Annotated in this window: 23 protein-coding genes and 2 rRNA genes; 11 read left to right on the forward strand and 14 right to left on the reverse strand. The window is 64.7% G+C overall.

Features of this window, described 5'->3' with window-relative positions:
• From rnpA to HMPREF9710_RS05390, 6 genes are all read left to right on the forward strand, one after another.
• The gene (rnpA, locus tag HMPREF9710_RS05365) at nucleotides 1-396 is read left to right on the forward strand and encodes a ribonuclease P protein component (protein WP_005664575.1); all 396 of its coding nucleotides are present in this window, start codon (nucleotides 1-3) and stop codon (nucleotides 394-396) included.
• Nucleotides 393-659, forward strand: coding sequence for a membrane protein insertion efficiency factor YidD (gene yidD / locus HMPREF9710_RS05370; protein WP_005664577.1), 267 nt, complete (start codon nucleotides 393-395; stop codon nucleotides 657-659). The genes rnpA and yidD overlap by 4 nt, the downstream gene beginning before the upstream one ends.
• Before the next feature lie 8 nt (nucleotides 660-667).
• Entirely contained in the window at nucleotides 668-2,350 is a 1,683-nt protein-coding gene (gene yidC / locus HMPREF9710_RS05375; RefSeq protein ID WP_005664579.1) for a membrane protein insertase YidC, read from the forward strand.
• An 85-nt stretch (nucleotides 2,351-2,435) separates the two neighbouring features.
• Nucleotides 2,436-3,815, forward strand: coding sequence for a tRNA uridine-5-carboxymethylaminomethyl(34) synthesis GTPase MnmE (gene mnmE / locus HMPREF9710_RS05380; RefSeq protein WP_005664580.1), 1,380 nt, complete (start codon nucleotides 2,436-2,438; stop codon nucleotides 3,813-3,815).
• A 41-nt stretch (nucleotides 3,816-3,856) separates the two neighbouring features.
• Nucleotides 3,857-4,438, forward strand: coding sequence for a DUF1439 domain-containing protein (locus HMPREF9710_RS05385; protein ID WP_005664581.1), 582 nt, complete (start codon nucleotides 3,857-3,859; stop codon nucleotides 4,436-4,438).
• Nucleotides 4,439-4,716: 278 nt separating this feature from the next.
• The gene (locus tag HMPREF9710_RS05390; protein WP_040775060.1) at nucleotides 4,717-4,932 is read left to right on the forward strand and encodes a hypothetical protein; all 216 of its coding nucleotides are present in this window, start codon (nucleotides 4,717-4,719) and stop codon (nucleotides 4,930-4,932) included.
• Between the two features lie 3 nt (nucleotides 4,933-4,935).
• Here HMPREF9710_RS05390 and HMPREF9710_RS05395 read toward each other — a convergent pair whose 3' ends face one another.
• Both HMPREF9710_RS05395 and HMPREF9710_RS05400 read right to left on the reverse strand, forming a co-directional pair.
• Nucleotides 4,936-5,541, reverse strand: a complete 606-nt coding sequence (locus HMPREF9710_RS05395; protein ID WP_040775063.1) for an Hpt domain-containing protein — start codon at nucleotides 5,539-5,541, stop codon at nucleotides 4,936-4,938.
• Nucleotides 5,538-6,503 carry a CAP domain-containing protein gene (locus HMPREF9710_RS05400; RefSeq protein ID WP_005664586.1) on the reverse strand — a complete coding sequence of 322 codons (966 nt, stop codon included), beginning with the start codon at nucleotides 6,501-6,503 and terminating at the stop codon, nucleotides 5,538-5,540. Before HMPREF9710_RS05400 ends, HMPREF9710_RS05395 begins: the two co-directional genes overlap by 4 nt.
• 142 nt (nucleotides 6,504-6,645) lie before the next feature.
• On the opposite strand from HMPREF9710_RS05400, the gene pssA reads away from it, so the two are divergent.
• Entirely contained in the window at nucleotides 6,646-7,425 is a 780-nt protein-coding gene (pssA, locus tag HMPREF9710_RS05405; RefSeq protein ID WP_005664587.1) for a CDP-diacylglycerol--serine O-phosphatidyltransferase, read from the forward strand.
• 14 nt (nucleotides 7,426-7,439) lie between these two features.
• On the opposite strand, the gene HMPREF9710_RS05410 is transcribed toward pssA, so the two are convergent.
• The 11 genes from HMPREF9710_RS05410 to HMPREF9710_RS05460 all read right to left on the reverse strand — a co-directional run bounded on the left by HMPREF9710_RS05410 (nucleotide 7,440) and on the right by HMPREF9710_RS05460 (nucleotide 17,391).
• Nucleotides 7,440-7,751 (reverse strand): metal-sensitive transcriptional regulator, encoded by a 312-nt coding sequence (locus tag HMPREF9710_RS05410; protein WP_005664589.1) that lies wholly within the window; start codon nucleotides 7,749-7,751, stop codon nucleotides 7,440-7,442.
• 1 nt (nucleotide 7,752) lies between these two features.
• Complete coding sequence (locus tag HMPREF9710_RS05415; RefSeq protein WP_005664590.1) at nucleotides 7,753-8,676, reverse strand: aldo/keto reductase; 924 nt, start codon at nucleotides 8,674-8,676, stop codon at nucleotides 7,753-7,755.
• A 145-nt stretch (nucleotides 8,677-8,821) separates the two neighbouring features.
• Complete coding sequence (locus tag HMPREF9710_RS05420; protein ID WP_005664592.1) at nucleotides 8,822-9,967, reverse strand: D-alanyl-D-alanine carboxypeptidase family protein; 1,146 nt, start codon at nucleotides 9,965-9,967, stop codon at nucleotides 8,822-8,824.
• 106 nt (nucleotides 9,968-10,073) lie between these two features.
• Nucleotides 10,074-10,703 (reverse strand): alpha/beta hydrolase, encoded by a 630-nt coding sequence (locus tag HMPREF9710_RS05425; RefSeq protein WP_005664594.1) that lies wholly within the window; start codon nucleotides 10,701-10,703, stop codon nucleotides 10,074-10,076.
• A gap of 16 nt (nucleotides 10,704-10,719) precedes the next feature.
• On the reverse strand, nucleotides 10,720-11,055 hold the full coding sequence (locus HMPREF9710_RS05430) for a (2Fe-2S) ferredoxin domain-containing protein (protein ID WP_005664596.1): 336 nt from the start codon (nucleotides 11,053-11,055) through the stop codon (nucleotides 10,720-10,722).
• Nucleotides 11,056-11,113: 58 nt separating this feature from the next.
• Nucleotides 11,114-12,259, reverse strand: coding sequence for a VanZ family protein (locus HMPREF9710_RS05435; protein ID WP_005664598.1), 1,146 nt, complete (start codon nucleotides 12,257-12,259; stop codon nucleotides 11,114-11,116).
• Nucleotides 12,256-12,882 (reverse strand): ABC-type transport auxiliary lipoprotein family protein, encoded by a 627-nt coding sequence (locus tag HMPREF9710_RS05440; RefSeq protein WP_229409732.1) that lies wholly within the window; start codon nucleotides 12,880-12,882, stop codon nucleotides 12,256-12,258. The genes HMPREF9710_RS05435 and HMPREF9710_RS05440 overlap by 4 nt, the downstream gene beginning before the upstream one ends.
• 8 nt (nucleotides 12,883-12,890) lie before the next feature.
• Nucleotides 12,891-13,838: an MlaD family protein gene (locus tag HMPREF9710_RS05445; RefSeq protein ID WP_005664602.1), complete on the reverse strand. Its 948-nt coding sequence runs from the start codon at nucleotides 13,836-13,838 to the stop codon at nucleotides 12,891-12,893.
• Nucleotides 13,839-13,840: 2 nt separating this feature from the next.
• Nucleotides 13,841-14,695 carry an ABC transporter ATP-binding protein gene (locus HMPREF9710_RS05450; RefSeq protein ID WP_005664603.1) on the reverse strand — a complete coding sequence of 285 codons (855 nt, stop codon included), beginning with the start codon at nucleotides 14,693-14,695 and terminating at the stop codon, nucleotides 13,841-13,843.
• Nucleotides 14,695-15,828, reverse strand: coding sequence for an MlaE family ABC transporter permease (locus HMPREF9710_RS05455; RefSeq protein WP_005664606.1), 1,134 nt, complete (start codon nucleotides 15,826-15,828; stop codon nucleotides 14,695-14,697). The genes HMPREF9710_RS05450 and HMPREF9710_RS05455 overlap by 1 nt, the downstream gene beginning before the upstream one ends.
• Before the next feature lie 63 nt (nucleotides 15,829-15,891).
• Entirely contained in the window at nucleotides 15,892-17,391 is a 1,500-nt protein-coding gene (locus HMPREF9710_RS05460) for a B12-binding domain-containing radical SAM protein (RefSeq protein ID WP_005664609.1), read from the reverse strand.
• A 205-nt stretch (nucleotides 17,392-17,596) separates the two neighbouring features.
• On the opposite strand from HMPREF9710_RS05460, the gene rrf reads away from it, so the two are divergent.
• Nucleotides 17,597-17,709, forward strand: a 5S ribosomal RNA gene (gene rrf, locus HMPREF9710_RS05465).
• A gap of 212 nt (nucleotides 17,710-17,921) precedes the next feature.
• Nucleotides 17,922-20,330, forward strand: coding sequence for a penicillin acylase family protein (locus HMPREF9710_RS05470; RefSeq protein WP_229409733.1), 2,409 nt, complete (start codon nucleotides 17,922-17,924; stop codon nucleotides 20,328-20,330).
• On the opposite strand, the gene HMPREF9710_RS05475 is transcribed toward HMPREF9710_RS05470, so the two are convergent.
• Nucleotides 20,314-21,192, reverse strand: a complete 879-nt coding sequence (locus HMPREF9710_RS05475; protein WP_005664612.1) for an aldo/keto reductase family oxidoreductase — start codon at nucleotides 21,190-21,192, stop codon at nucleotides 20,314-20,316. The genes HMPREF9710_RS05470 and HMPREF9710_RS05475 overlap by 17 nt on opposite strands.
• A gap of 98 nt (nucleotides 21,193-21,290) precedes the next feature.
• Between HMPREF9710_RS05475 and HMPREF9710_RS05480 the strand changes: the two genes are divergently transcribed.
• Nucleotides 21,291-22,205 (forward strand): LysR family transcriptional regulator, encoded by a 915-nt coding sequence (locus HMPREF9710_RS05480; protein ID WP_005664613.1) that lies wholly within the window; start codon nucleotides 21,291-21,293, stop codon nucleotides 22,203-22,205.
• A gap of 307 nt (nucleotides 22,206-22,512) precedes the next feature.
• Nucleotides 22,513-24,043 (forward strand): 16S ribosomal RNA (locus tag HMPREF9710_RS05485).
• Nucleotides 24,044-24,056 lie beyond the last annotated feature (13 nt).

The following is a 24,056-nucleotide window of genomic DNA, read 5'->3' on the forward strand; positions in this document are numbered from 1 at the left end:
ATGACAGGCGAAGGTTCGCACGACTTCGCGCGCGTTCGGCGCATCGTTAAAACGGATGAATTTTCATCCGTTTTTCGTTTGCGGCCGACGCAAAAAACGGCGCATTTCGTGCTCTACACGCGTCCGAACGACCTGCCGCATGCGCGGCTGGGCGTCGTTGCGGCCAAGCGTTTCGCGCCGCGCGCGGTGACCCGCAATACGATCAAGCGCATGACGCGCGAGCTGTTCCGTACGAGCAGCCTGGCGCCGGTCGATTGCATCGTCCGCCTGTCGCGTCCCGTCAACGCCAAGGATGGCCCGGCCACCACGCGCGCCCTGAAGGCCGAGTTGAAAGTGGAACTGGCGCGCCTGTTCGCTTCCCAGAAGCCGCGCCCTGCGCGGGCCAGCTCGCCATGAAGACGCTGCTCGTCTGGTTGCTTCGCGGCTACCAGCTGCTGCTGTCCCCCATGCTCGGGCCGCGTTGCCGGTTCTATCCCAGCTGTTCCAATTACGCAATCGAAGCGCTGCGCGTCCATGGCGCCGCACGCGGTTCCTGGCTGGCCGCGCGCCGCGTGGGCCGCTGCCATCCGTGGAACGCGGGTGGCGTCGACCCGGTGCCGCCCAAAGACGGCGGCCCCAAGGAATCCCATTCAGCCGCTTGCGGTTGCAACCACTCCTGAAGACTCCAATGGAATTCAATAAACGTACTGTCCTGTGGATCGTGTTCGCCATCTCCCTGATTGTTCTCTGGAACAATTGGATGGTGGCTAACGGCAAGCAGTCGCTGTTCTCGGCGCAACCGCCGGCGCAAGTCGCTCAGCAGAATAAACCGTCGGACGTGCCGGCTGCCGCGCAGCCGGGCAGCGCCGCCGTGCCGGGTACTCCAGCAGCCGCGGCTACCGCCGTGCCCGGTGCTCCCGCCGCGCCGGCCGCGCCAGTCAGCCAGATCGTCACCGTCACCACCGACGTGGTGAAAGTCGACATCGACTCGGTCGGCGGTGTCATCAAGCGCCTCGAGCTGCTGCACTATCCGGATCACTTCGACAAGACCAAGAACCAGGTCCTGTTCAACGTAAACGGTCCGAACGTCTATCTGGGCCAGACCGGCCTGATCGGCACCAGCGCCGCCGGCGTGCTGCCGAACCACACCACGCCGTTCACCGTCAAGTCGGCGCAGACCACGCTGGGCGGCAACAACCAGGCGCAGGTCGTGCTGGAAGCCGAGCAGGGCGGCGTGCGCCTGACCAAGACGCTGACCTTCCGCAAGGGCGACTACCTGGTCGGCGTGCGTCATGACGTCACCAACATCAGCGCCGCGCCGATCCAGCCGTCGCTGTACCTGCAGCTGCAGCACGACGGCAACAAGCCGGCCACCGATTCGTGGTTCATGCCGAGCTACACCGGCCCGACCCTGTACACCGACGCCGACAAGTACCAGAAGCTGACCTTCGAGGAAATCGAAAAGGGCAAGGCCGATCACTCGACCAAGGCGGATAACGGCTGGGTCGCGATCTCGCAGCACTTCTTCGTCTCGGCCTTCATCCCGGCCGACAAGGCGCCGCGCGACATCTTCACCAAGAAGATCGCCAACAACCTGTATGCGATCGGCACCGTGCAATCGCTGGGCAACGTGGCGCCCGGCGCGACCGTGTCGACCGACACCCGCCTGTATTCGGGTCCGCAGGACGAGCAGATCCTGGAAACCATCACCCCGGGCCTGGAGCTGGTGAAGGACTACGGCATGCTGACCGTGATCGCCAAGCCGATCTTCTGGGTGATGACCCAGCTGCATTCGATGCTGGGCAACTGGGGCTGGACCATCGTCGCCCTGACCATCCTGATCAAGCTGGCCTTCTTCCCGCTGTCGGCCGCCGGCTACCGCAGCATGGCCAAGATGCGCGTCGTGACGCCGAAGATGCAGGCGATCCGCGAACGCTACAAGAGCGACCCGGCCAAGATGCAGCAGGCCACCATGGAGCTGTACAAGACCGAGAAGATCAACCCGCTGGGCGGCTGCCTGCCGATCCTGGTGCAGATGCCGGTGTTCTTCGCCCTGTACTGGGTGCTGCAGGCATCGGTCGAGATGCGCGGCGCGCCATGGGTCCTGTGGATCCAGGATCTGACCCAGCCCGACCCGTACTTCATCCTGCCGGTGATCTACGCGGTGTCGATGTACATCACGACCAAGCTGAACCCGCAGCCGACCGATCCGGTGCAGGCCAAGATGATGCTGTTCATGCCGATCGCGTTCTCGGTGGTGTTCTTCTTCTTCCCGTCCGGCCTGGTGCTGTACTGGGTGGTCAACAACATCCTGTCGATCGCCCAGCAATGGGTCATCACCCGCAAGTTCGAGAGCGGCGCGGCCAAGTAATTCGCAGCCTTCTCGTGAAAAGCCCGCGCTTCGAAAGCGCGGGCTTTTTGTTTTTGAAGATCCCGTATCCCTTACAATCGCCCCCATGAAACTCGATACATCACCCATCGCCGCCATCGCCACCGCTCCGGGCCGCGGCGGCATCGGCGTCGTGCGCGCCTCCGGAAAATCGCTCGCCTTCCTCGTCGACGCCCTGTTCCCCGGCGTGACGCTGGCGCCGCGCCATGCGACCTACATCCCGTTCAAGGCCGCCAATGGCGACATCATCGACGAGGGTCTGGCCCTGTACTTCAAGGGACCGCATTCCTATACCGGCGAGGACGTGCTCGAACTGCAGGGCCATGGCGGCCCGGTGGTGCTGCAGATGCTGCTGGCGCGCGTGCTGGAAGCCGGCGCGCCGTCCGGCCTGCGCCTGGCCGAGCCGGGCGAGTTCACGCGCCGCGCTTTTCTGAACGATAAACTCGACCTGGCCCAGGCCGAGGCGGTGGCCGACCTGATCGACGCCTCCACCGAAGCCGCCGCCAAGTCGGCCTCGCAATCGCTGTCGGGCGCCTTCTCGCAAGTGGTGCACAAGCTGGTCGACGGCACGATCAATCTGCGCATGCTGGTCGAGGCCACGCTCGACTTCCCGGAAGAAGAAATCGACTTCCTCGAAAAGTCGAACGCGCGCGGCCAGCTGGCCGGCATCATCGAAGCGCTGGAGAACGTGTTCCGCCAGGCGGCGCAGGGCGCGCTGCTGCGCGAAGGGCTGAACGTGGTGCTGGTCGGGCAGCCCAATGTTGGCAAGTCCTCACTCCTGAACGCGCTGGCCGGGGCCGAGGTGGCGATCGTCACCCCGATCGCCGGCACCACGCGCGACAAGGTGAGCGAGACGATCCAGATCGAGGGCATCCCGCTCAACATCATCGACACCGCAGGCATCCGCGCAGTGAGCGAAGAGATCGACGTGGTCGAGCGCATCGGCATCGAGCGCACCTGGGGAGAAGTCGGCAAGGCCGACGTGATCCTGCACCTGCTGGACGCGAATCTCGGCCCGAGCGCGGCCGACGAAGCGATCGTCGCGGCCTTCCCTCCCAACGTGCCGGTGGTGCGCATCTGGAACAAGATCGACCTGTCGGGGCACAAGCCGTCGAAGGACGAGAGCGCGGACGCCGTTCACCTGTATCTGTCGGCGCACGAAAAGCTCGGCATCGACCTGCTGCGCGCCGAACTGCTGCGCATCGCCGGCTGGCAGCAGACCGGCGAATCGCTGTACCTGGCGCGCGAGCGTCACCTGATCGCGCTGCGCGCCGCGCGCGAACACCTGGAGCTGGCGCGCCAGCATGCGATGCAGGACGACCAGTCGCTCGACCTGTTCGCAGAGGAGTTGAGGTTGGCGCAAGACCATCTGTCGAGCATCACCGGGCAATTCACGCCGGACGATCTGCTGGGCGTGATCTTCAGCCGCTTCTGTATCGGCAAGTAACGGTCAACAAGCGTCCAGCCGGCTCGTGCTAGGCTTGGAATATGGATCAATACAAGCCACCCCATCCCGCCGCGCCGATGCGGCGCACGGTCGCCAGGCTGGCCGCCATCGCGGTCGGCGCCAGCCTGCTGGCGTCCTGCTCCAGCCTGATCGGCCCGCGCCAGGTCGAGGTCCCGCTGCACAAGCTGCAGGCCGGACTGGACAAGCGCTTCCCCGTCAACGAGCGCCTGCTGGAACTGTTCGACATCCAGCTCACCCGTCCGCAACTGGCGATCCAGCCCGAGGATGACCGCGTCGCGCTGGCCGTCGAGGCCTTGGTCGCGCCGCCGTTCGCGCGCGCCTGGACCGGCAATATCGCGTTTTCCGGGCGCCTGTACATCGATCCGGGCCGCGCTGCCGTCATGATGGCCGAGCCGCGCGTCGATCGCCTGCAGCTCGGCAACCCCGAGGCGGAGCGTCACCTGACCCGCGTCGCCAACGGCCTGATCGACACCGTCGCGCGCGATATGCCGGTCTACACCTTCGAGCAGAAAGACTTGCGCTATGCGGGTGTGCAATTCGTTCCCACGCGGATCCAGACCACACGCAGCGGCCTGGTCGTGACGCTCGAGCCGGCAAAATAAGCCAGCGTACACAAGCGTGCACGCTGACAGTTGGCTTTACACTACGATTTTTGGCGGTGCATTGTGGCTCATACAGCGACAAACGTTGCACGCATGTCAAATCGCTCCCCGGCAGCCGGGCAGGGATTGCACCCGCCTGGCATTGGGCGCACACTGATACGCAACGAAAGTCGTGATGGGTTCGCCTGTCGCGGTCCGGCTTGCGCTTTCTCATGCGCACGGAGTTCCGCTGAAGTAATCTTTCTCTGACTAAAGGCTGCCGTATCAGGGGGTGGATCTTGGAAACGACACACGAGAGTCTTCCGGACAGTGGGCTGCCCGCCGAGCCGCCGGTGGCCGTCTCAATTGCCTCCACAGGCAGCATGCCGACCCGCGCCAGTCTTCCGGCCAAGGGCTCGTGCTGGTACTGCGAAAAGCCGCTCGACAGCGTGCGGCGCTTTTGCGGCAAGTCCTGCGCCGATTCATTCGACGAAGAAGCCGAGTTCACGCGCTGATGGTTAGCGCGGGCCGGCCTGCTCCAGCAGCGCCAGCGCGTTTTCGAAATCGAAGCGCCTGAGCGCCGCGTCGAACGCCGCCACCTTCTCGCTTCCCATGCCCGCCAGCAGGCGCGGACGCAGTTGCGCGGCCAGGTCCGGCGCGCGCCCGTCGCCGATGTCGAGCATGTCGCGCAGGCGCGCCAGGTCGTCCCGGGCGGCCGGCGAGGTGGTCGGCGAGCCTGCCGACGCCGGCGCCGCCGTTTCAGGCGCAGCCAGCAGCGCGTCGACTTCCGCCAGCACCCGCGCCAGCTCCTCGTCCAGCGCCGCGATCAGCGCCAGCGGCGCCGCGCCGCCGGCCTTCAGCGCCAGTTCGACGTCCAGCGCCAGCCGGCGCAGCCGGTTCGCTTCGATCATCCCCGCCGCGCCCTTGAGCGTGTGGGCGATGCGGTGGGCCAGCACGGCGTCGCCGGCATCCAGCGCCGCGTGCAGGCGCGCCGCGAGGTCGCGGTAGTCGCCGGCGAAGCGTCCCAGTACGCGCAGGAACAGCGGGCGGTCATCCATTACCCGCTCCAGTCCGGCCGCGAAGTCGATGGCCGGCGCGCCGGGCGCCGCCGCTGCGCCGCTCACCGCGTCGTGAACGACCAGGCGCGCGACACCGCCGCGCCATTGACCGTACCGGTGAAATTGACCTCGTAGGTCGTGGCCGCGCGCAGCGGGAGCACGGGGATGATGGAGGCCGCGGTCGGCTGCCCGAGCGGATCGACGCGCAGCACCTGCAGGTCGGCGCCGCCGCGCGGGCGCACCGTGAAGCTGCCGACCGCCAGCGTCGAATCGAGATTGGTGTGCACGCTGATCGGATACCCCACCTCGTTGCGGTCGGGGACCGGGTCCGGTTCCTCGGTGTCGCTCAGGAAGTTGGGCGCGACCCCGGTCTGGCCGTTGAAGGGCCAGGTGACGATCGCGCCGCGCGCGATGCCGGGGCCGTAGCCGTTGCGGCTGGCGAAATCGGCGGTGAAATAGTGGTAGCCGCGGCTGGCGCTGGCGGCGCCGGTGCCGATCTCGCGGAACATCGGCTCGAAGATCACGAAACGGTGATAGATCGCCGTGATCAGTTCTTCGGTCATGAAGAAGCCCGAGCCGTTGTTGCTGCCGGAGATGACCTCGCCATAGGCGAAACCGCGCGTCCGATCCAGCGTGTAGCCGGCCGCGTTCAGGCGATCTTCCAGCTTGGCGCCGGTGAATCCCTGGAGGCCCGGCTTCTGGTCGTGGCTCATCAGGTTGTTGATGCGCAGGTATTCGGAGTGCCCGAGCGCGGCATTGTCGATCTGCGCGTTCTGGCTGACCGTCGGCACGCCGGCCTGGGCGCGCCGGTAGTTGATCCAGTTGCGGCCATCGACGGCGATATTGGCGGTCAGGGCGGGGGCATCCGCGGCCGGGGTGGGCGCGGGCGCAGCGGGGCTTGGCGTGACCGCCATGCCGCCACCGGATTCTCCTGTCGGACTGCCGCCGCCACCGCCGCCGCATGCACTCAGGGCCAGGGCAGCGCCCAGGATCGCGGCAATCGACTGCCAGCGTGGCGTATAGCTCATCTTGCAACTCCTGTCAATACATAAGCGTGGGGCATCATTCTAGGCCAAAAACAGGGATCATGACCGCCGCTGCAACCATCGCGCAACACCCTCGCAGGGCACCCTGTAGAATAAGCCAACATTTCCCTTGTCGAGTCGACCATTGAAGCTATCTAACCAGCAACGCCTCGCGCGCGCCAAGTTCGCCCTGCCCAGTTCCGTGACGCTGCTGTCGATCGCCTGCGGCTTCGCCAGCATCGTGATCTCGGTCGACAACGCGCGCGTCGGCGACCCGGACGACTTCCGCCTGGCCGCGATCCTGCTGGTGCTGGCCGGCGTGTTCGACGCGCTCGACGGTTTCGTGGCGCGCGCCACCAATACCCAGTCCAGCTTTGGCGTGCAGCTCGACTCGATCGCCGACGTGATGAACTTCGGCTGCGCGCCCGGCCTGCTGCTGTACTGCTACGGCTTCACCCAGCTGGGCGACGTGCATCCGACCCTCGAACGCATGGGCGGCCTGGCCTGCTTCGTGTTCGTCACCTGCGGCGCGTTGCGTCTGGCGCGTTTCAATATCAGCCATGGCCGCACCGACCCGCGCTACTTCGTCGGCATGCCGATCACCGCCGGCGCGGCCTGCGTCGCCTCGGTGGTGGTGGCCTGGCCCGATCCCGTCATCGCGACGGCGCCGGCCTTCCTGGTGTGCGCACTGATGGTTTGCGTCGGCGCGCTGATGGTGTCGACCATCCGCTTCCCCAGCTCCAAGCACCCGAAGGGCAAGGTGATGCTGGCGCTGCTGGGCGTGTGCCTGGTGCTGCTGGCGCTGCTGCAGGAGCGCTTCTTCGTGCTGTTCTTCCTGCTCTACGTGTGCGCCACGCTGCTGCTGAACATCGGCTGGAAGCTGGGCTGGCGCGGCGTGGCGCCGCCCAAGGTGTTCGAAGATTAAGTCACGCGATTAAGTCACGCGAACTTGTCGAGCATCGCCGCCAGGTGCGCGGCGCGGGCGCGGGCGTCGTCCAGGTCCTCGGCGTCGCCGGTCTGGGTCAGGATCGATGAGGTCAGCAATTGCACGAAGGAGCGGTCGAGCGCCTTGCGCGCCGCCGCCATCTGCTGCGCGACGGCGTCGCAGTCCGACGGCGAGTCGGCCAGCGCGATCAGTTTCTGCACGCCGCGCAGCTGGCCTTCGATGCGGGCCAGCCGGTTCAGCAAATCCTTCTTTTGCTGCGCGCTGAGGGCCTTGCCCTCGACGATCCGGAGCGGGCCCTCGACCATCTCAGGCCACCTCGTGCCCGCGCGCGGCGCGCAGGATGCGGAACCAGTCCTCGCGTTCGAGCTCGAAGCTGGCGCCCAGCACCGCCTCGCGGATCGCCGCGATGCGCCCGCTGCCGGTGAGCGGGATTGGCCGGCAGGGCAGGCGCATGATCCACGCGAACACCACGCTGCAGAACGGCTTGCCGATGCGCTCGGCCACGTCCTGGATGACCTGGCGCAGCGCGGCGGCGCGGTCATCGGCCATGTCGAACAGGCGTCCGCCGCCCAGCGGCGACCAGATCATCGGCGCGATGCCCAGGTCTTGCAAGCCGTCGAAGGTCTGGTCGAACATCGGCGCGGTGTGCAGGGGAGAGAACTCGACCTGGTTGGTGGCCAGCGGTATGCGGCGGTTGAGCGACTCGAACTGGTGGCGCGTGAAGTTCGACACGCCGAAGTGCAACACCTTGCCGTCCTGCTTCAGGCGCGTGAAGGCCGCGGCGATCTCGTCGAATTCCATCAGCGGATCGGGACGGTGGATCAGCAGCAGGTCGAGGCGGTCGGTGCCCAGCTTGCGCAGCGACTCCTCGGCCGAGCGCATGATGTGGCTGGCGCTGGTGTCGTAGTGCTGGATGGTGTGGCCTGGGTGCTTGTTCGACAACAGCTTGATGCCGCACTTGCTGACCAGCTCCATGCGCTCGCGCAGCGACGGTTGCGCGCGCAGGGCTTCGCCGAACAACTCCTCGACGCCGTAGTTGCCGTAGATGTCGGCGTGGTCGAAGGTCGTCACGCCCAGCGCCAGGCACTGTTCGATGAAGTCGACGCGCGCCGCCACCGGCATGTCCCATTCGACCATGCGCCACATGCCGGCCACGATGCGCGACAGTTCGAGGCCGCCATCGCGCGTCGGAATGCGGGGGGTGAGAAGTTCGGCGGGCGCTTGCGGCATCGGGTTCTTTCGTGATGACTGGATGGCATCATTATAGCGGCCGGAAGCCTGGCCCGCGTCAGCCGCCGCGCATGAAAAAAGCCCGTCCGGCATAAGGCGCGGACGGGCTTTCGACGATCGAAGGCGGATGCTTACCGCATCCGGCTTATTGCATCCAGAGGCGCATCGAATCCCAGGCGCGTCCAAAAATGCTCGCTTCCTGCACTTCTTCCAGCGCCACCACCGGCAGCACCAGCAGCGGCTTGCCGTCGACCGTCATCTTGAGGGTGCCGACCTGGCCGCCCAGCGCCAGCGGCGCGACCAGCGGGTCGCGGCGCTCCAGCACCGGCTTGAGCTTGCCCGCCACGCCCTTCGGCACGGTGACCAGGATGTCGCGCGTGAAGCCGATCTTGACGGTCGATTGCGCGCCCTTCCAGATGGACGGGGTCTGGATTGCCTGGCCTTTCGAGTACAGCTTGACGGTGTCGAAGTTCTGGAAGCCCCAGTTCAGGAGCTTCTGGCTTTCCTGCGTGCGCACGTCGGTCGAGCTGGTGCCCAGCACCACCGAGATCAGGCGGCGTTCGCCGGTGCTGCCGTTGGGACGGCGCGCCGAGGTGATCATGCTGTAGCCCGAGGAGGTGGTGTGGCCGGTCTTCATGCCGTCCACGGTCGGGTCCAGCCACAGCAGGCGGTTGCGGTTCTGCTGGGTGATCTTGTTATAGGTGAACTGCTTGATCGAGTCGATCTTGTACAGGTCGGGGAAATCGCGGATCACGTGGGCGGCCAGCTGCGCCAGGTCGGCCGCGGTCGAGTAGTTGTTCGCGTCCGGCAGGCCGTGCGGGTTGGCGAAGCGGGTGCTCTTCAGGCCCATGCGCTGCGCTTCGCGGTTCATCAGGGTGACGAAGGTGGCTTCGTCGCCCGCCACCGCTTCGGCGATGGCGACCGCGGCGTCATTGCCGGACTGGATCATCAGGCCATGCAGCAGGTCGTTGATCGACACCGGCACGCGTGGATCGATGAACATCTTCGAGCTGCTGGCGTCGACTTTCCAGGCGCGCTCGGACACGTTCACCATCTGGTCCAGGGAAATGCGTTTGTCGCGGATCGCGGCAAAGGCGACGTAGGCCGTCATGACCTTCGTCAGCGATGCCGGTTCGATGCGCATATTCTGTTCTTGCGAGGCGATGACCTGGCCGCTCGTCGCGTCGAGCAGCAACCACGATTTGGCGGCGATGGCGGGCGCGGGCACGGTTTGCGCACTGGCCGAGACCATCACCAGGCTGGCGGCGAAGGCCGCTAACAGTTTTTTCATGGGGAGTATTTCGTCATTAAAAGTAGAGCGGTGGTGGAGCGCAAGGCAATGCCCCGAAGGAAGCATTGCCTCAAGAGAAGGGAATTATTATAGGGGGTTGTTGCGACTAAATGTCACGTCGCCACAGTTGAATCACGAGATTTTTAATGTGGCCGAGCTTGCGATGGAAGAAGTGGTCGGCGCCTGTAATGACGGTGACAGGCAGGTCGAGCGGTCGCGCCCAGTCGAAAACTTCCTTCAGGGTAATAGTATCGTCCAGTTCGCCGTGGATCAGGATCGTGTCCTGCGGCACTTCCGGCATCGGCCACTTGCCGGCCGCCGTGCCCACCAGCACCAGGCGCTCGGCCGGCCGGCCTTCGGCCGCCAGGCGCAGCGCGAATTGCGCCTGGACGAAGGTGCCGAACGAGAAGCCGGTCAGCGTGATCGGCAGGTCCGGATATTGTTCGCGCATGTGGGCATACATGACGGCCATGTCGTCGACCTCGCCCCGGCCCTCGTCGTGCACGCCTTCGGATTCGCCCACGCCGCGGAAATTGAAGCGCGCCGCCGCATAGCCGAGCGTCACGAAGGTGCGCGCCAGGGTCTGGGCCACCTTGTTTTCCATGGTGCCGCCATACAGCGGATGCGGGTGCGCCACCAGGGCGACGCCGCGCGGCGCGCCTTCCGGCAGGTCGAGCAGGCATTGCATCTTGCCGGCGGGGCCGTCGAGTTGGAACTTGTGCGAATGGATGTTCATAAAGCGTCTTGTCGGATCAGATCTTGAGGCGGTCGACGACCTTGCCGCCGACCAGGTGGGTATCGATGATGTCGTCGATGTCGTCGTTGTCGACGTAGGTGTACCAAGTGCCTTCCGGATAGACCACCAGCACCGGGCCTTCCTCGCAGCGGTCGAGGCAGCCGGCCTGGTTGATGCGCACCTTGCCCTGGCCGCTCAGTTCCAGTTCCTTGATGCGTTTCTTGGCATGCTTCTGCGCCTTCTCGGCGCCGCACTTGCCGCAGCTCGGGCGCGCATCCTTGCCCTCGCGGATATTCATGCAGAAAAATACATGATGCTTGTAAAACTGCTCGTCATTCACTTGGTCGTTCATGTCGTTCTCATTGGAAAGAGTGGCATGGCGTCGCGCCAAAGCGCCATGATACGCGCTCTTATTGCCGATTGAGTTTATGCGAGGGCAGCAGCAAGAACCACAGGGCAACGAAAGGCCAGGCCAGCGACAGGAACTGGGCCGCGCCATTAAAGTTGAGGAACTTGCCCTGCACCCAGCCCTGCAGGGTGGACGAGAAATACGGGTTCACCGGGATCGTATTGACCACCACCAGCGCCAGGATCAGGGTCACGACCGCCAGCCGGCGCTGCGCCACCTGCGGCGCGAACACCAGGCCGGACAGCATGATCAGGCCGATCAAAAAGCCGCCTTCGGCGCCCGGGGTGACCCAGACCAGCGCGTTATCGGGCCGGAACAGCAGCGAGCTGGCGAAAGCCTTCACCACGAGTGCGCCCGCCAGCAGGGCCAGCATGAGCCAGAAGCGCGGGGCGCCGCGGCGCACCAGGCACATCAGGGTGAGGGCGGCGCCGGTCATGCCGCAGGCGGTGATGATGGTTTCGGACAGCCAGTACTGCTCCACGCTCATGATGTCGTCGCCGGGGCGCAGCATGGCCACCAGGTCGATCTCGGTGTCGAGCCAGGACGACATCCAGCCGGACAGGATCGGCAGCACCTGGCCGTGGCCGAACAGGTAGCTCTGCGGGTAGATCTGGGCCAGCGGCCACATCGCCACCAGCACCAGGCCCTGGCTGGCGTGCGGCGCGAACCAGCGCTGGCGCAGCTTGAACAGGCGGCTGCGGTCGAGCAGGCCCGGGGCCCACAGCGCGCCGAGGATGGCGCCCAGGAAGCAGCCGCCGGCATTGGTGACGAAGTCGAGGTTCGACGGCACGCGGCTGGGCAGGTAGGTCTGCACCGCCTCCATCGTGCCGGTGGTGAGCAGCCCGGCGAGCGTGGCCAGCAGCACCGCCCACACGCCGCGCACGCGCGGATACATCGACAGCACCAGCAGCATGCCGAACGGGATGTAGCCGACGATGTTGACGCCGGCGTCGAAGCCGGTCCAGTAGCGCTGCTTGACCAGGTTCAGGAAGGCCAGCGGCGAGATGCCGCTGTCGCGCCAGCCGGTGAACGGAAACCAGCTGGCGTAAACGATCAGGAGCAGGTAGGCCAGCAGCGCGGCGCGCACGATGGGCGAGCCGCGCGAGCGGCCTGCCGCCACCTCTGCCGGGACTTCCGCTTCGGTCATTTGCCTTGCAGGTTCAGGGTGGCGAGCCAGGCGCCGATGTCTTCCGCCAGCCCGTCGGTGCTGGCCGCCAGCGCCGCCGCGCCGCCGGCCGCGTCCTGGCTCGATGCCGGCGTGCTGCGCTCGAAGCTGCGCTGGTCGATCAGGCGGTGTTCGGTAAACACCGAGGCGCGCAGCATGATCCGGCCTTCGCTGCGGTCCGCGCTAGGGAACGCGTGCACGAAGTCGTCGATCTCGATGCGCAGGATCGGCACGCCATTGGCGGCGTCGGTGGCCGACAGCACCTTCATGTGCGCCTGCGACAGGCGGGTCTTGATGCGGGTGGTGACCAGGGCGACCGGCGTGGCGCTCCAGCGGCTGCTGGCGTAGGTGCGCGCCTGCTGGGCATCGGCGTAGTTCAGGCGGTAGAACATGCGCTCGGTGTCGAGCCCGCTGGGGCCGGTGACGTCCATCACCACGATCGCGAGCGGAGCGGCGGGCGGCGTGGCCGGGGTGAATGGCCGCAGCGACGGCGCGCCGAAGTCGTAGACGGTGTTCTGCGCGCGTTCCTGGCTGGCGCAGCCGGCCAGCAGCAGAGCACAGGCGACGGCGGCCGCCGCGGGAAAGCGGAAGGATTGACGGTTCACGGTGGTCCTCATTTGGTCGGGGGCACGAAGCCCGGCTCGCCGGGGCCGGGCGCGTCGCCCGGGGTGCCGAACAGGATGCTCTGCGGGCGGTCGGAGAACGAGTTGGCGGTGCGCCGCACCGCGCGCAGCGAGGCGCGCGCCTCGTCGGTCATCCGCACCACGTGCGGCAGGGTTTCCAGTTCCAGTTCGCTGGTGGCCGCGCCGAGCGCGCCGATGGTGGTGTTCAGGCGCTCGATCGGGCCGTCCGGCGCCTGCAGGCGGGTCGCCAGCTGGTCGTAGTTGCGCGTCATCGCGGTGGCGCTGGTGGCCAGGGTGTCGATCGAATCCATGCTGCGGTCGACCTTCTTCACCAGGCCGGGCAGCTGGTCGAGCACCGGATCGAGGCGCTGCGGAATGGCGGCGTAGGCGTCGGCGGCGCGGTCGACGCTCTCGAAGGCGCCGACCATCTTGGCGCGGTTGTCTTCGCTCAGCAGCTCGTCGAGGCTGGCGGTCACTTTCTCTGCCTTTTCGAGGATCGCCAGGCCGCGGTCTTCGAGCTGGTCGAGCAGGCCCGGACGCAGCGGGATGCGGGCAATGCGTTCGCCATTCGTCGCCAGCCGCGGCGAACCGGTGCGCTCGTCGTCGAGCTGGATGAAGGCGATGCCGGTGACGCCCTGGTAGCCGAGGGTGGCGTAGGTGGTGCTGGTGATCGGCGAGGCGGCGTCCACCGACAGCTTGATGAGGATCTGGCCGGTGACGCGCGGGTCGAACACGATCTCGTCGACGCGGCCGACCTCCAGGCCGCGGTAGCGCACCGTGGCTTGCGGGTTCAGGCCGGGGATCGACTGGGTGGTGACGATCTCGTAGGGCACCAGCTCGGTCTTGTCGCGGTTGAACCAGAGGCCGACCAGGATGGTCGCCACCAGCAGCGCGATCGTGAAGATGCCGGTCATCAGGGCATGCGACCTGTTTTCCATAACTATCGATTCTCCGATTCATGCTGGGCGTGGCGCTCGTCGAGCACTTCCAGCGCCCGCTGGCCGCGCGGGCCCAGGAAAAAGTGTGTGATGAAGGGATGCTCGACCTGCAGCACGTCGCACGACGGTCCCACCGCCAGCACGTGCTTCTCGGCCAGCACCGCGATGCGCGAAGACAGCGCGAACAGGGTGTCCAGGTCGTGCGTGACCATCACCACCGTGAGCTTCAGTTCGCGGTGCAGGGTCTGGATCAGGGTGACGAAGGCGTCCGACAGGTCGGGATCCAGTCCGGCGGTCGGTTCGTCCAGGAACAGCAGCTGCGGCTCGAGCGCCAGCGCGCGCGCCAGGGCGGCGCGCTTGACCATCCCGCCCGACAGGTCGGCCGGCATCTTGTTGGCGTGCTCGGGGCCCAGGCCGACCATATTCATCTTGAGCAGCACGGCGTCGCGGATCACGTCCTCGGGCAGCGAGCGCAGCTCGCGCATCGGCAGGGCGATGTTGTCGAACACGCTCAGCGCCGAGTACAGCGCGCCCTGCTGGAACAGCATGCCCCAGTGGTTGCGCATGCGCTGCAGCTGTTCGGGCGAGGCCGCGCTGATGTCCTCGCCGAACACGTGCACGCTGCCCTGCGACGGCCGCTCGAGGCCCAGCATCTGGCGCAGCAGCACGGTCTTGCCGGTGCCCGAGCCGCCGACGATGGTGAGGATTTCGCCGCCGTAGATCTCGAGGTTCAGGTCCTGGTGCACCACCGTGCGTCCAAAACGGGTCCACAGGTTGCGGATCTGGACCACCGGCGCGCCGACTTCCTCGTCGGGGCGCAGGTTCAGCTCCTGGCGGCGTCGTTTGGTGTCTGGCATCAGAAGCCCGTCCCGCTGAAGATGATGGCGTACACCGCGTCGGCCAGGATCACCACCGTGATCGCGGTGACCACTGAGGTGGTGGTGCCGCGGCCCAGGCTCTCGGTGTTGGGCTTGATGCGCAGGCCGAAGTGGCACGAGATCAGGGCGATCAGCACCCCAAAAGTAGCGCCCTTGAGCAGGCCAATGGTGTAGTTCACGAACGGCACCGCGTCCGGCAGCTTTTGCAAAAAGTAGCGGAACGACATGCCCATCTCGATCTTGGCCGAGACCATGCCGCCCAACAGGGCCATGGCGTCGGTCCAGACCACCAGCAGCGGCATCGAGATCGCCAGGGCGACCACCTTGGGCATGATCAGGCGGTAGCCATGCGAGATGCCCATCACCAGCATGGCGTCGAGTTCTTCGGTCACCCGCATCACGCCCAGCTGGGCGGTGATCGAGGAGCCGGAGCGGCCGGCGACCAGGATCGCGGCCAGCAGCGGACCCAGTTCGCGGATCACCGCCATGCCCAGGATGTTGACGAGATAGGCGTCGCCCCCGAACATGCGCAGTTGCTGCGACGACAGGTAAGAGAGCACGATCCCGATCAGGAAGCCGACCATGGCCGTGATGCCCAGCGCCTGGAAGCCGGAGTGATAGATATTGGCCGAGATTTCGCGCCACGGCCCGGTCTGGGGACGGCGCAGGAAGCGGCCCAGGTCCTGGATCACGATCCCGATCAGGCCGATGAAGCTGCGCAGGTGCTCGAAGAAGTTCAGGATGCCGGCGCCGAGCACGATCACCCAGTGGAAGGGGCTGGTGCGGTGGCGCGGCAGCTTGATGTGGCTGGCTTCCTCGATACGGCGGAACAGGTCTTCCTGGCGCGGGTCGAGCTTGAGGCGCTTGGGGCGCTCCTTGTTCCAGGTATTCCAGAACATCTGGGCGCCGATATGATCGAGGCTTTCGATGCCGGACAGGTCCCATTCGCACGCCCCCTTGTCCTTGAGGCCGGCCAGCTGGCGCGTGATGCCCTTGAGGACGCCGCGCTGCGACAGGCCGTGGACTTGCCAGACCCCCTCGGCAATGACGGATTGGCCGGCCCCCTGGCCGGACTGTTGAATGGTTAATGTTGGCGCATTTTCAATCCGCATTGCGCCAGTGTAAAAGAGAATCGTTACTGTTGCCAGCCGCGATCCTCTTGCGTGTTTGCCCCGTCAGGCAGCCAGATGGCGGACCTGGCGCGCCGGAGCGACCGCTTTCGGCGCATCCGCCTGCTTTACCGGGCGGGTCGGGGCGTCGACCTTGCCGGCATAGTCGCTGGCCAGCAGCGCCGCCGCTTCGCCGGCATCCATGCCGCGCACCTGCAGCCACTGGGCCACCAGCTTGGCCAGGCGGTCCAGCGCGATGCGGTGGGTGGCGTCGGTGTTCGCATAGATCCAATCCGAGAAGGCCATGAAGTTGTCGAACGGCGCCTCGCCCAGCAGCACCGGGATGGTGTTGGCGAAGCGGCCCGAGTTGGCCACCAGGTCCCAGTAGCGGGCGAAGCGCACCAGGCGCTGCATGGTGGCGAAATCGATCCTGTTCGTCGCCAGCACGGTGTAGGGCGGGTAGGGATCGTAGACCATGCCGAAATCCTGGGTATGGCGGATGATCGGCGTGCCGCGCAGGCGCTTGAGGATGCCGAACTGGATCTCTTCGGCGCCCAGGCTCACCAGGTGGTCGAAGCCGCGCGCGAAGCTGGCCACGTCTTCGCCCGGCAGGCCGGCGATCAGGTCCACGTGCAGGTGGGCGGTGGAGTGCCGGGTTAGCCAGCGGATGTTCTCGGCCGCTTTTTCATTGTTCTGGCGCCGGCTGACCAGGGATTGCACCTCGGGGTTGAAGCTCTGGATGCCGATCTCGAACTGCAGCGCGCCGGCCGGGAATTTGGCGATGGTCTCCTTCAGCGCCTCGGGCAGGTGGTCGGGCACCAGTTCGAAGTGGGCGTAGACCGGGTCGTTCGGCGCCGCCTCGATCTTGTCGAGGAAGAACTGCATGATGCGCAGGCTGGTCTTGACGTTCAGGTTGAAGGTGCGGTCGACGAACTTGAACAGGCGCGCGCCTCGGGAGTACAACAGCTCGAGCTCGGCCAGGAATGTATCCAGGGGGAAGGGCCAGGCCGTCTTGTCGAGCGAGGACAGGCAGAATTCGCACTTGAACGGGCAGCCGCGCGAGGCTTCCACGTACAGGGTGCGGTGGGCGATGTCTTCCTCACTATATAAAGAGTAGGGCAGGACGATGTCTTCCATCGGCGGCTGCACACCCGCATGCACCTTCATGATCGGCTTCGGGCCGTCCAGGATCTCGCGGCACAGCTTGGGGAAGGTGACGTCGCCCCAGCCGGTGACGACGTAGTCGGCCAGCTTGACGATCTCTTGCTCGCCCGTCTCGTGCGAGACTTCCGGTCCGCCCAGGATGATGGTGAGCTGCGGCGCCACGCGCTTGAGCAGGGCCACCAGGCGGGTGGTCTCTTCCACGTTCCAGATATAGACGCCGAAGCCGACGATGCGCGGCGCGTGCGCCAGGATGCGCTCGACCAGGTCGGTGGTCTTGGCGCCGATGACGAATTCCTGGATCGTCGTCCGCTCTTGCAGCGGGCCCATATTGGCCAGCAGGTACCGCAGGCCGAGCGAGGCGTGCGTATAGCGGGCATTGAGGGTCGAGAGCAGGATCGTCATGGCGGGGAAAGGAGGGCGGCGGCGGGAAAGGCGGTATTTTACTGTGATTGCCAGCTCTCTTCTTTATATGGAAGCGTCTTTCGGGTGTGTTTTTGTGGCTTGGTGGGTAATAACGCTGGTGCTCGGCAGGATTGCTTGTTAGAATGCACGCCGGAATTCAGGAAGCCTGTTGCCCAGTAGCGGAACAGTTTTCCAGCAAGTTATGCCTGATGACCATAGCAAGTCGGTACCACCCCTTCCCATCCCGAACAGGACCGTGAAACGACATTGCGACGATGATAGTGCTGCAACCAGTGTGAAAGTAGTTTATCGTCAGGCTATTCAATAGAGAGAAAGCCCACCAGATGTCTGGTGGGCTTTTTTGCTTTCTGCGGTACTGAAACGACGGTGTTGCATAAAACTTATTTATTTTGAATATTTGCGCATAAGTGATGGTGCGTGGGCACTAGTTTAGAGCTAAAGTTGTTGCACCTTTTGCCCTTCGTTCCGCCATCTTCCAATATGCGGCCGTCGCCGCGGAAAGCGCCCTGATGAAACCTCCTGTCCCTGCGGTCCGGTTTCTGTTTGTCTCGATGCTCGCGCTGGCGCTTGGCGGTTGCAGCAGCGACGACGATCCCGCGCCACCACCACCGCAGCCGCCTTCCGAACCCGCCGCCCGCGTCCAGGTCGAGCTTGCACGCACGACGCATGGCGTGCCGCATGTGCGCGCCGATGATTTCCACGGCCTTGGCTATGGGCTGGCCTATGCCTATGCCCAGGACAATGTCTGCATGTTCGCCGACTCCCTGTTGACCGTGCGTGGCGAGCGCTCGCTGTTCTTCGGCGCCGATGCGCGTCCGCGCCAGCGCACGGGCGACGAGTATGGCGGCGGCAGCGGATTCATGGACTTGAACAATGAAGAGAGCGACTTCTTCTTCAAGGGCTACCTCGATATCGGTCAGTTGCGCGCCGGCTATGCCGCGGGGCCGCGCGAGCCGCGCGATCTGCTCGAAGGCTTTGTCGAAGGTTATAACCGCTACCTGAAGGATGCCGGCGGCAAGCTGCCGGCCGCCTGCGCCGACGCCAAATGGGTGCGGCCGATGACGCTCGACGATATGGTTCTGGTGGTGGCGGAGAAGGCGCTGCACGCCTCGGGCCAGGCCTTCGCCAGGGATTTCGTCGCGGCCGGGCGGGTGCCCGGGGCCAGCGTGAGCCTGGCTAAAAGGGCGTCGCGCAAGATCGACGCCTCGTCGCTGGTGGCGCAGCTGGACCAGCTCAACCGACAAGGGTTCGGGAGCAATGCGCTGGCGGTGGGCAAGGACTTGTCCGCCAATGGCCGTGGGCTGTTGCTGGGTAACCCGCACTATCCCTGGACCACGACCGACCGCTTCTACCAGGCTCACCTGACCGTGCCGGGGCGCTATGACGCGATGGGCGTGATCATCGGCGGCATCCCGGCCGTCGTGATCGGCTTCAATCGCGATGTGGCGTGGAGTCACACGGTGACGTTTGCCTATCACTTCACCACCTTCCGGCTGGCGCTGGACCCCGCCGACGCCAGCGGCACCACGTATGTATATGACGGCGAGCGGCGCAGGATGACGTCGAAGACGGTCCACGTCGATGCGCTGCTGCAGGACGGATTGATTGGCCGGCGCAGCAAGACCTTTTATTTCAGCCACCAGGGCGCCGTCATCAGCCGGCCGGCGGCGGGCATGACGTGGACGGCGGAGGCCGCCTATGTGCTGGCCGACCCGAACCGCAGCAATACGCGCCTGCTCGAGCAGTGGCTCGGCATCGGCACCGCCGGCGGCGTGCGCGCGCTCAAGGATTCGCTGGACAAGGTGGTGGGCCTGCCGTGGGTGAATACGGTTGCGGCCGACCGTGAAGGCAATACGCTGTACGCGGACGCCAGTGTCGTGCCGCACATGAACGCCGACAAGTTCGTCAACGGCTGCCTGTTGCTGCAGGCGGCGCTGCTGTTCGATGGTTCGCGTAGCAGTTGCGGCTGGGGGCAGGATGCGGGCGCGCCGCCCGGCATTTATTCTCCGGCCACTGCGCCGTGGATGATGCGCACCGACTATGTGGGCAATTCGAACGACAGTTATTGGCTGGCCAATCCCAAGGCTTTGCTGACCGGACCTGCGCCGCTGGGCTACTCGCCGTTGTATGGGCGGATCAATGTCGAGCAGAGCCTGCGCACGCGGATCGGTTTCCGCCAGGTCGAGGATGTGCTGGCCCAGCGCAGCAAACTGGGCCTGGGCGACATGCAGGCGCTGGCGTTCTCGAACCGCGTGTATGCGGCCGAGCTCGTGTTGCCGGAACTGTTGCCGGCCTGTGCGGCGGCGAGCGATGCATTGGTAAGACGGGCTTGCGCGGCGCTGCAGGGCTGGGATCGCCGCGCCGATCTCGATAGCCGTGGGGCGGTGCTGTTTCGCGAATTCTGGAGCAGGGCGACGGCGATTCCGAACAAATGGGCGGCGCCCTTCGATCTGGCCGATCCGGTGAATACGCCGTTCGGGGTGGCCTCCACAGCCATGCCGGCGATGCTGGCGGCGCTCAAAGGGGCGGCGGACAAGCTGCAGTCGCTCGGCGTGCCGTTCGATGGCCGGCTGGGTGACTACCAGGTCGAGCCGCGTAACGGCGTGCGCATTCCTCTGCATGGCGGCAACGGCAATCAGGAAGGAACCTATGGCTCGCTGACCATGCGCAGCGGATTGACGGCGCAGGGCTATGTCGGTGCACACTGGGGACAGAGCTATATCCAGACCGTGACGTTCGACGAGCAGGGCCCGGTGGCCCAGGCCATGCTGACCTATGGCCAGTCGACCGATCCCAGGTCGCCCTGGTATGCCGACCAGACCATGGTGTATTCGCGCAAGGAGTGGCCCAGCCTTCCCTTTACGCCAGAGAAGATCCGGGCCGATCCGCATTACACGACGGTCACGCTGCGGGAGTAGCGATCGCGTCCAGCTGCGCCAGGGCGTCTTTCGGTAGCACGAGCTGGGCTGCGGCCAGGTTTTCGCGCAAATGGACGGGCGACGAGGTGCCCGGGATCAGCAGGATATTCGGCGAGCGCTGCAGCAGCCAGGCGATCGCCACCTGCATGGGTGTCGCGCCGAGTTGCGCGGCAACGGCGGACAGGGCGTCCGACTGCAAGGGCGAGAAGCCGCCGAGCGGGAAAAACGGCACATACGGAATCCCCCGGCGCGCCAACGCATCGATCATGGCGTCGTCATTGCGGTGGACCAGGTTATACATATTCTGGACGCACGCGATCGGCATGATGCGCTGCGCCTCCTCGAGCTGGCGCGGCGTCACATTGCTCAGGCCGATGTGCCGGATCAGGCCGCGCTGGCGCAGCTCGGCGAGGGTGGCGAGTTGAGGTTCGAGCGAGCCCTCGGCCGGTTTGTAGGGGTCGAACATGGCGCGCAGATTGACGACCTCCAGGGTATCCAGCCCCAGGTTGCGTAGATTGTCGTGCACGGCCTGCTCCAGTTCGGGCGCCGAGAAGGCGGGCAGCCAGCTGCCATCCGCGCCGCGCCGCGCGCTGACCTTGGTAACGATGACCAGCTCGTCGCGGTAAGGGTGAAGCGCTTCACGAATCAACTGGTTAGTGTCGTGGGGGCCGTAGAAATCCGAGGTGTCGATGTGATTGACGCCGAGTTCCAGCGCTTCACGCAGCACCGCACGCGCGACGACCGCATCCTTGGGCGGGCCGAAGGCGTTCGGGCCGGCCAGTTGCATGGCGCCATAGCCGAGGCGCCGTACCGTGCGGTTGCCGAGTGTGTAGGCGCCGGCTTGATCGATCGTGGTGGACATGGTGTCGCTCCTTAGTGAGTTGGTGCGATCAAGATAAGTCGCGCCGATCTGTGTGACAATCCGCTTAAATTCACACAAGCTGTGCGAAAAAACGAACAATGAAGATTGAACTGGGAGATTTGTCGGCTTTCGTCGCCGTCGCACGCGCCGGCGGCTTTCGGGAGGCGGCACGCGCGACCGATGGCAGCGCGTCCGGCTTGAGCGAGGCGGTCCGGCGCCTCGAAGCGCGCCTGGGCGTACGCCTGCTGAACCGGACGACGCGCAGCGTGGTGCCCACCGAGGCCGGCAGCAGCCTGCTGGCGCGCCTGGATCCGGTATGGAGCGAGATCGACAGCGCCCTGGACGTGGTCAATGGCTTTCGCGACACGCCGACCGGCACCTTGCGCCTGAATGTCTCGATGAGTGCGGCGCGCCTGGTGCTGCCGTCTATCGTGCCGGCGTTTCTCGCCAGATATCCGGAGATCCGCCTGGAGGTGGTGGCCGAGGAGAGCTTCGTCGACGTGCTCGCGGCTGGCTGCGACGCCGGCATTCGCTATGAGGAACGGCTGGAACAGGACATGATCGCCGTGCCGATCGGCCCGCGCACGCAGCGCATGGCGGCGGCGGCCTCTCCCGCCTGGCTAGCCCGGCATGGGATGCCCGGGCATCCGCGCGAACTCCCGCCGGGCGCATGCATCAGGGCGCGCTTCGCCAGCGGTGCGATGATCCACTGGACGTTCGAGCGGGGCGGGGAGGCGGTGACCCTCGAGCCGAACGGGCAGTTGCTGGTGCAGGTGGGCGGGGCGCTGGACCTGGCGATCGATTCGGCGGTGCAGGGCCTGGGTGTGATCTACCTGTTCGAGGATTGGCTGAAGCCGTATGTCGAGCGTGGGGAGCTGCAACCTGTGCTGGAGCCGTGGTGGCCGCAGTTTTCCGGTCCCTATCTGTACTACTCGGGCCGCCGGCTGGTGCCAGCGCCGCTGCGGGCCTTCGTCGACTTCATCCGCAACGAAGCGGTTTCGTCACAAAACTGAAAAATTAGGTGTTGACGAAGCTCAGCAGGACGAGCATAATCTCATTCCTCTGCTGCTGACGAACAAAACGATTCGAAGCAAACAGCAGATGATGCAGTACCGAATAAAGTTCTTTAAAAATTAACAGTCGATAAGTGTGGGCGTTTGATGAAGGTGCCAGCTGACTTGTTCAGCTGCATACTTAAAATATCAAATGTTCGCACAAAGTATTAAACGTTACCTCAGCAATGAAACGACGGTCAGTATTTTGAGTGAGCGACCTCGCTAGCAATAGCGAGTGACTCGAAAGAGTCAACAAACAGAGATTGAACTGAAGAGTTTGATCCTGGCTCAGATTGAACGCTGGCGGCATGCTTTACACATGCAAGTCGAACGGTAACAGGGAGCTTGCTCCGCTGACGAGTGGCGAACGGGTGAGTAATATATCGGAACGTACCCAAGAGTGGGGGATAACGTAGCGAAAGTTACGCTAATACCGCATACGATCCAAGGATGAAAGCAGGGGACCTTCGGGCCTTGTGCTCCTGGAGCGGCCGATATCTGATTAGCTAGTTGGTGAGGTAAAGGCTCACCAAGGCGACGATCAGTAGCTGGTCTGAGAGGACGACCAGCCACACTGGAACTGAGACACGGTCCAGACTCCTACGGGAGGCAGCAGTGGGGAATTTTGGACAATGGGCGCAAGCCTGATCCAGCAATGCCGCGTGAGTGAAGAAGGCCTTCGGGTTGTAAAGCTCTTTTGTCAGGGAAGAAACGGCAGAGGCTAATATCCACGGCTAATGACGGTACCTGAAGAATAAGCACCGGCTAACTACGTGCCAGCAGCCGCGGTAATACGTAGGGTGCAAGCGTTAATCGGAATTACTGGGCGTAAAGCGTGCGCAGGCGGTTTTGTAAGTCTGTCGTGAAATCCCCGGGCTCAACCTGGGAATTGCGATGGAGACTGCAAGGCTAGAATCTGGCAGAGGGGGGTAGAATTCCACGTGTAGCAGTGAAATGCGTAGAGATGTGGAGGAACACCGATGGCGAAGGCAGCCCCCTGGGTCAAGATTGACGCTCATGCACGAAAGCGTGGGGAGCAAACAGGATTAGATACCCTGGTAGTCCACGCCCTAAACGATGTCTACTAGTTGTCGGGTTTTAATTAACTTGGTAACGCAGCTAACGCGTGAAGTAGACCGCCTGGGGAGTACGGTCGCAAGATTAAAACTCAAAGGAATTGACGGGGACCCGCACAAGCGGTGGATGATGTGGATTAATTCGATGCAACGCGAAAAACCTTACCTACCCTTGACATGTCAGGAAGACCGAAGAGATCTGGCTGTGCCCGAAAGGGAACCTGAACACAGGTGCTGCATGGCTGTCGTCAGCTCGTGTCGTGAGATGTTGGGTTAAGTCCCGCAACGAGCGCAACCCTTGTCATTAGTTGCTACGCAAGAGCACTCTAATGAGACTGCCGGTGACAAACCGGAGGAAGGTGGGGATGACGTCAAGTCCTCATGGCCCTTATGGGTAGGGCTTCACACGTCATACAATGGTACATACAGAGGGCCGCCAACCCGCGAGGGGGAGCTAATCCCAGAAAGTGTATCGTAGTCCGGATCGTAGTCTGCAACTCGACTACGTGAAGTTGGAATCGCTAGTAATCGCGGATCAGCATGCCGCGGTGAATACGTTCCCGGGTCTTGTACACACCGCCCGTCACACCATGGGAGCGGGTTTTACCAGAAGTAGGTAGCTTAACCGTAAGGAGGGCGCTTACCACGGTAGGATTCGTGACTGGGGTGAAGTCGTAACAAGGTAGCCGTATCGGAAGGTGCGGCTGGATCACCTCCTTTCTAGAGTAGCACC

It is taken from the genome of Massilia timonae CCUG 45783 (assembly GCF_000315425.1).
Classification (GTDB): domain Bacteria; phylum Pseudomonadota; class Gammaproteobacteria; order Burkholderiales; family Burkholderiaceae_D; genus Telluria; species Telluria timonae.

Excerpts from the sequence above, each read along its gene's own strand:
- yidC (WP_005664579.1), top strand. The coding sequence starts at position 668 with ATGGAATTCAATAAACGTACTGTCCTGTGGATCGTGTTCGCCATCTCC.
- HMPREF9710_RS05420 (WP_005664592.1), bottom strand. The coding sequence starts at position 9,967 with ATGAAAAAACTGTTAGCGGCCTTCGCCGCCAGCCTGGTGATGGTCTCG.
- HMPREF9710_RS05455 (WP_005664606.1), bottom strand. The coding sequence starts at position 15,828 with ATGCGGATTGAAAATGCGCCAACATTAACCATTCAACAGTCCGGCCAG.
- HMPREF9710_RS05470 (WP_229409733.1), top strand. The coding sequence starts at position 17,922 with ATGAAACCTCCTGTCCCTGCGGTCCGGTTTCTGTTTGTCTCGATGCTC.
- HMPREF9710_RS05425 (WP_005664594.1), bottom strand. The coding sequence starts at position 10,703 with ATGAACATCCATTCGCACAAGTTCCAACTCGACGGCCCCGCCGGCAAG.
- rnpA (WP_005664575.1), top strand. The coding sequence starts at position 1 with ATGACAGGCGAAGGTTCGCACGACTTCGCGCGCGTTCGGCGCATCGTT.
- HMPREF9710_RS05475 (WP_005664612.1), bottom strand. The coding sequence starts at position 21,192 with ATGTCCACCACGATCGATCAAGCCGGCGCCTACACACTCGGCAACCGC.
- mnmE (WP_005664580.1), top strand. The coding sequence starts at position 2,436 with ATGAAACTCGATACATCACCCATCGCCGCCATCGCCACCGCTCCGGGC.
- HMPREF9710_RS05460 (WP_005664609.1), bottom strand. The coding sequence starts at position 17,391 with ATGACGATCCTGCTCTCGACCCTCAATGCCCGCTATACGCACGCCTCG.
- HMPREF9710_RS05435 (WP_005664598.1), bottom strand. The coding sequence starts at position 12,259 with ATGACCGAAGCGGAAGTCCCGGCAGAGGTGGCGGCAGGCCGCTCGCGC.
- HMPREF9710_RS05445 (WP_005664602.1), bottom strand. The coding sequence starts at position 13,838 with ATGGAAAACAGGTCGCATGCCCTGATGACCGGCATCTTCACGATCGCG.
- yidD (WP_005664577.1), top strand. The coding sequence starts at position 393 with ATGAAGACGCTGCTCGTCTGGTTGCTTCGCGGCTACCAGCTGCTGCTG.
- HMPREF9710_RS05480 (WP_005664613.1), top strand. The coding sequence starts at position 21,291 with ATGAAGATTGAACTGGGAGATTTGTCGGCTTTCGTCGCCGTCGCACGC.
- HMPREF9710_RS05385 (WP_005664581.1), top strand. The coding sequence starts at position 3,857 with ATGGATCAATACAAGCCACCCCATCCCGCCGCGCCGATGCGGCGCACG.
- HMPREF9710_RS05430 (WP_005664596.1), bottom strand. The coding sequence starts at position 11,055 with ATGAACGACCAAGTGAATGACGAGCAGTTTTACAAGCATCATGTATTT.
- HMPREF9710_RS05410 (WP_005664589.1), bottom strand. The coding sequence starts at position 7,751 with ATGGTCGAGGGCCCGCTCCGGATCGTCGAGGGCAAGGCCCTCAGCGCG.
- HMPREF9710_RS05415 (WP_005664590.1), bottom strand. The coding sequence starts at position 8,676 with ATGCCGCAAGCGCCCGCCGAACTTCTCACCCCCCGCATTCCGACGCGC.
- HMPREF9710_RS05450 (WP_005664603.1), bottom strand. The coding sequence starts at position 14,695 with ATGCCAGACACCAAACGACGCCGCCAGGAGCTGAACCTGCGCCCCGAC.
- HMPREF9710_RS05400 (WP_005664586.1), bottom strand. The coding sequence starts at position 6,503 with ATGAGCTATACGCCACGCTGGCAGTCGATTGCCGCGATCCTGGGCGCT.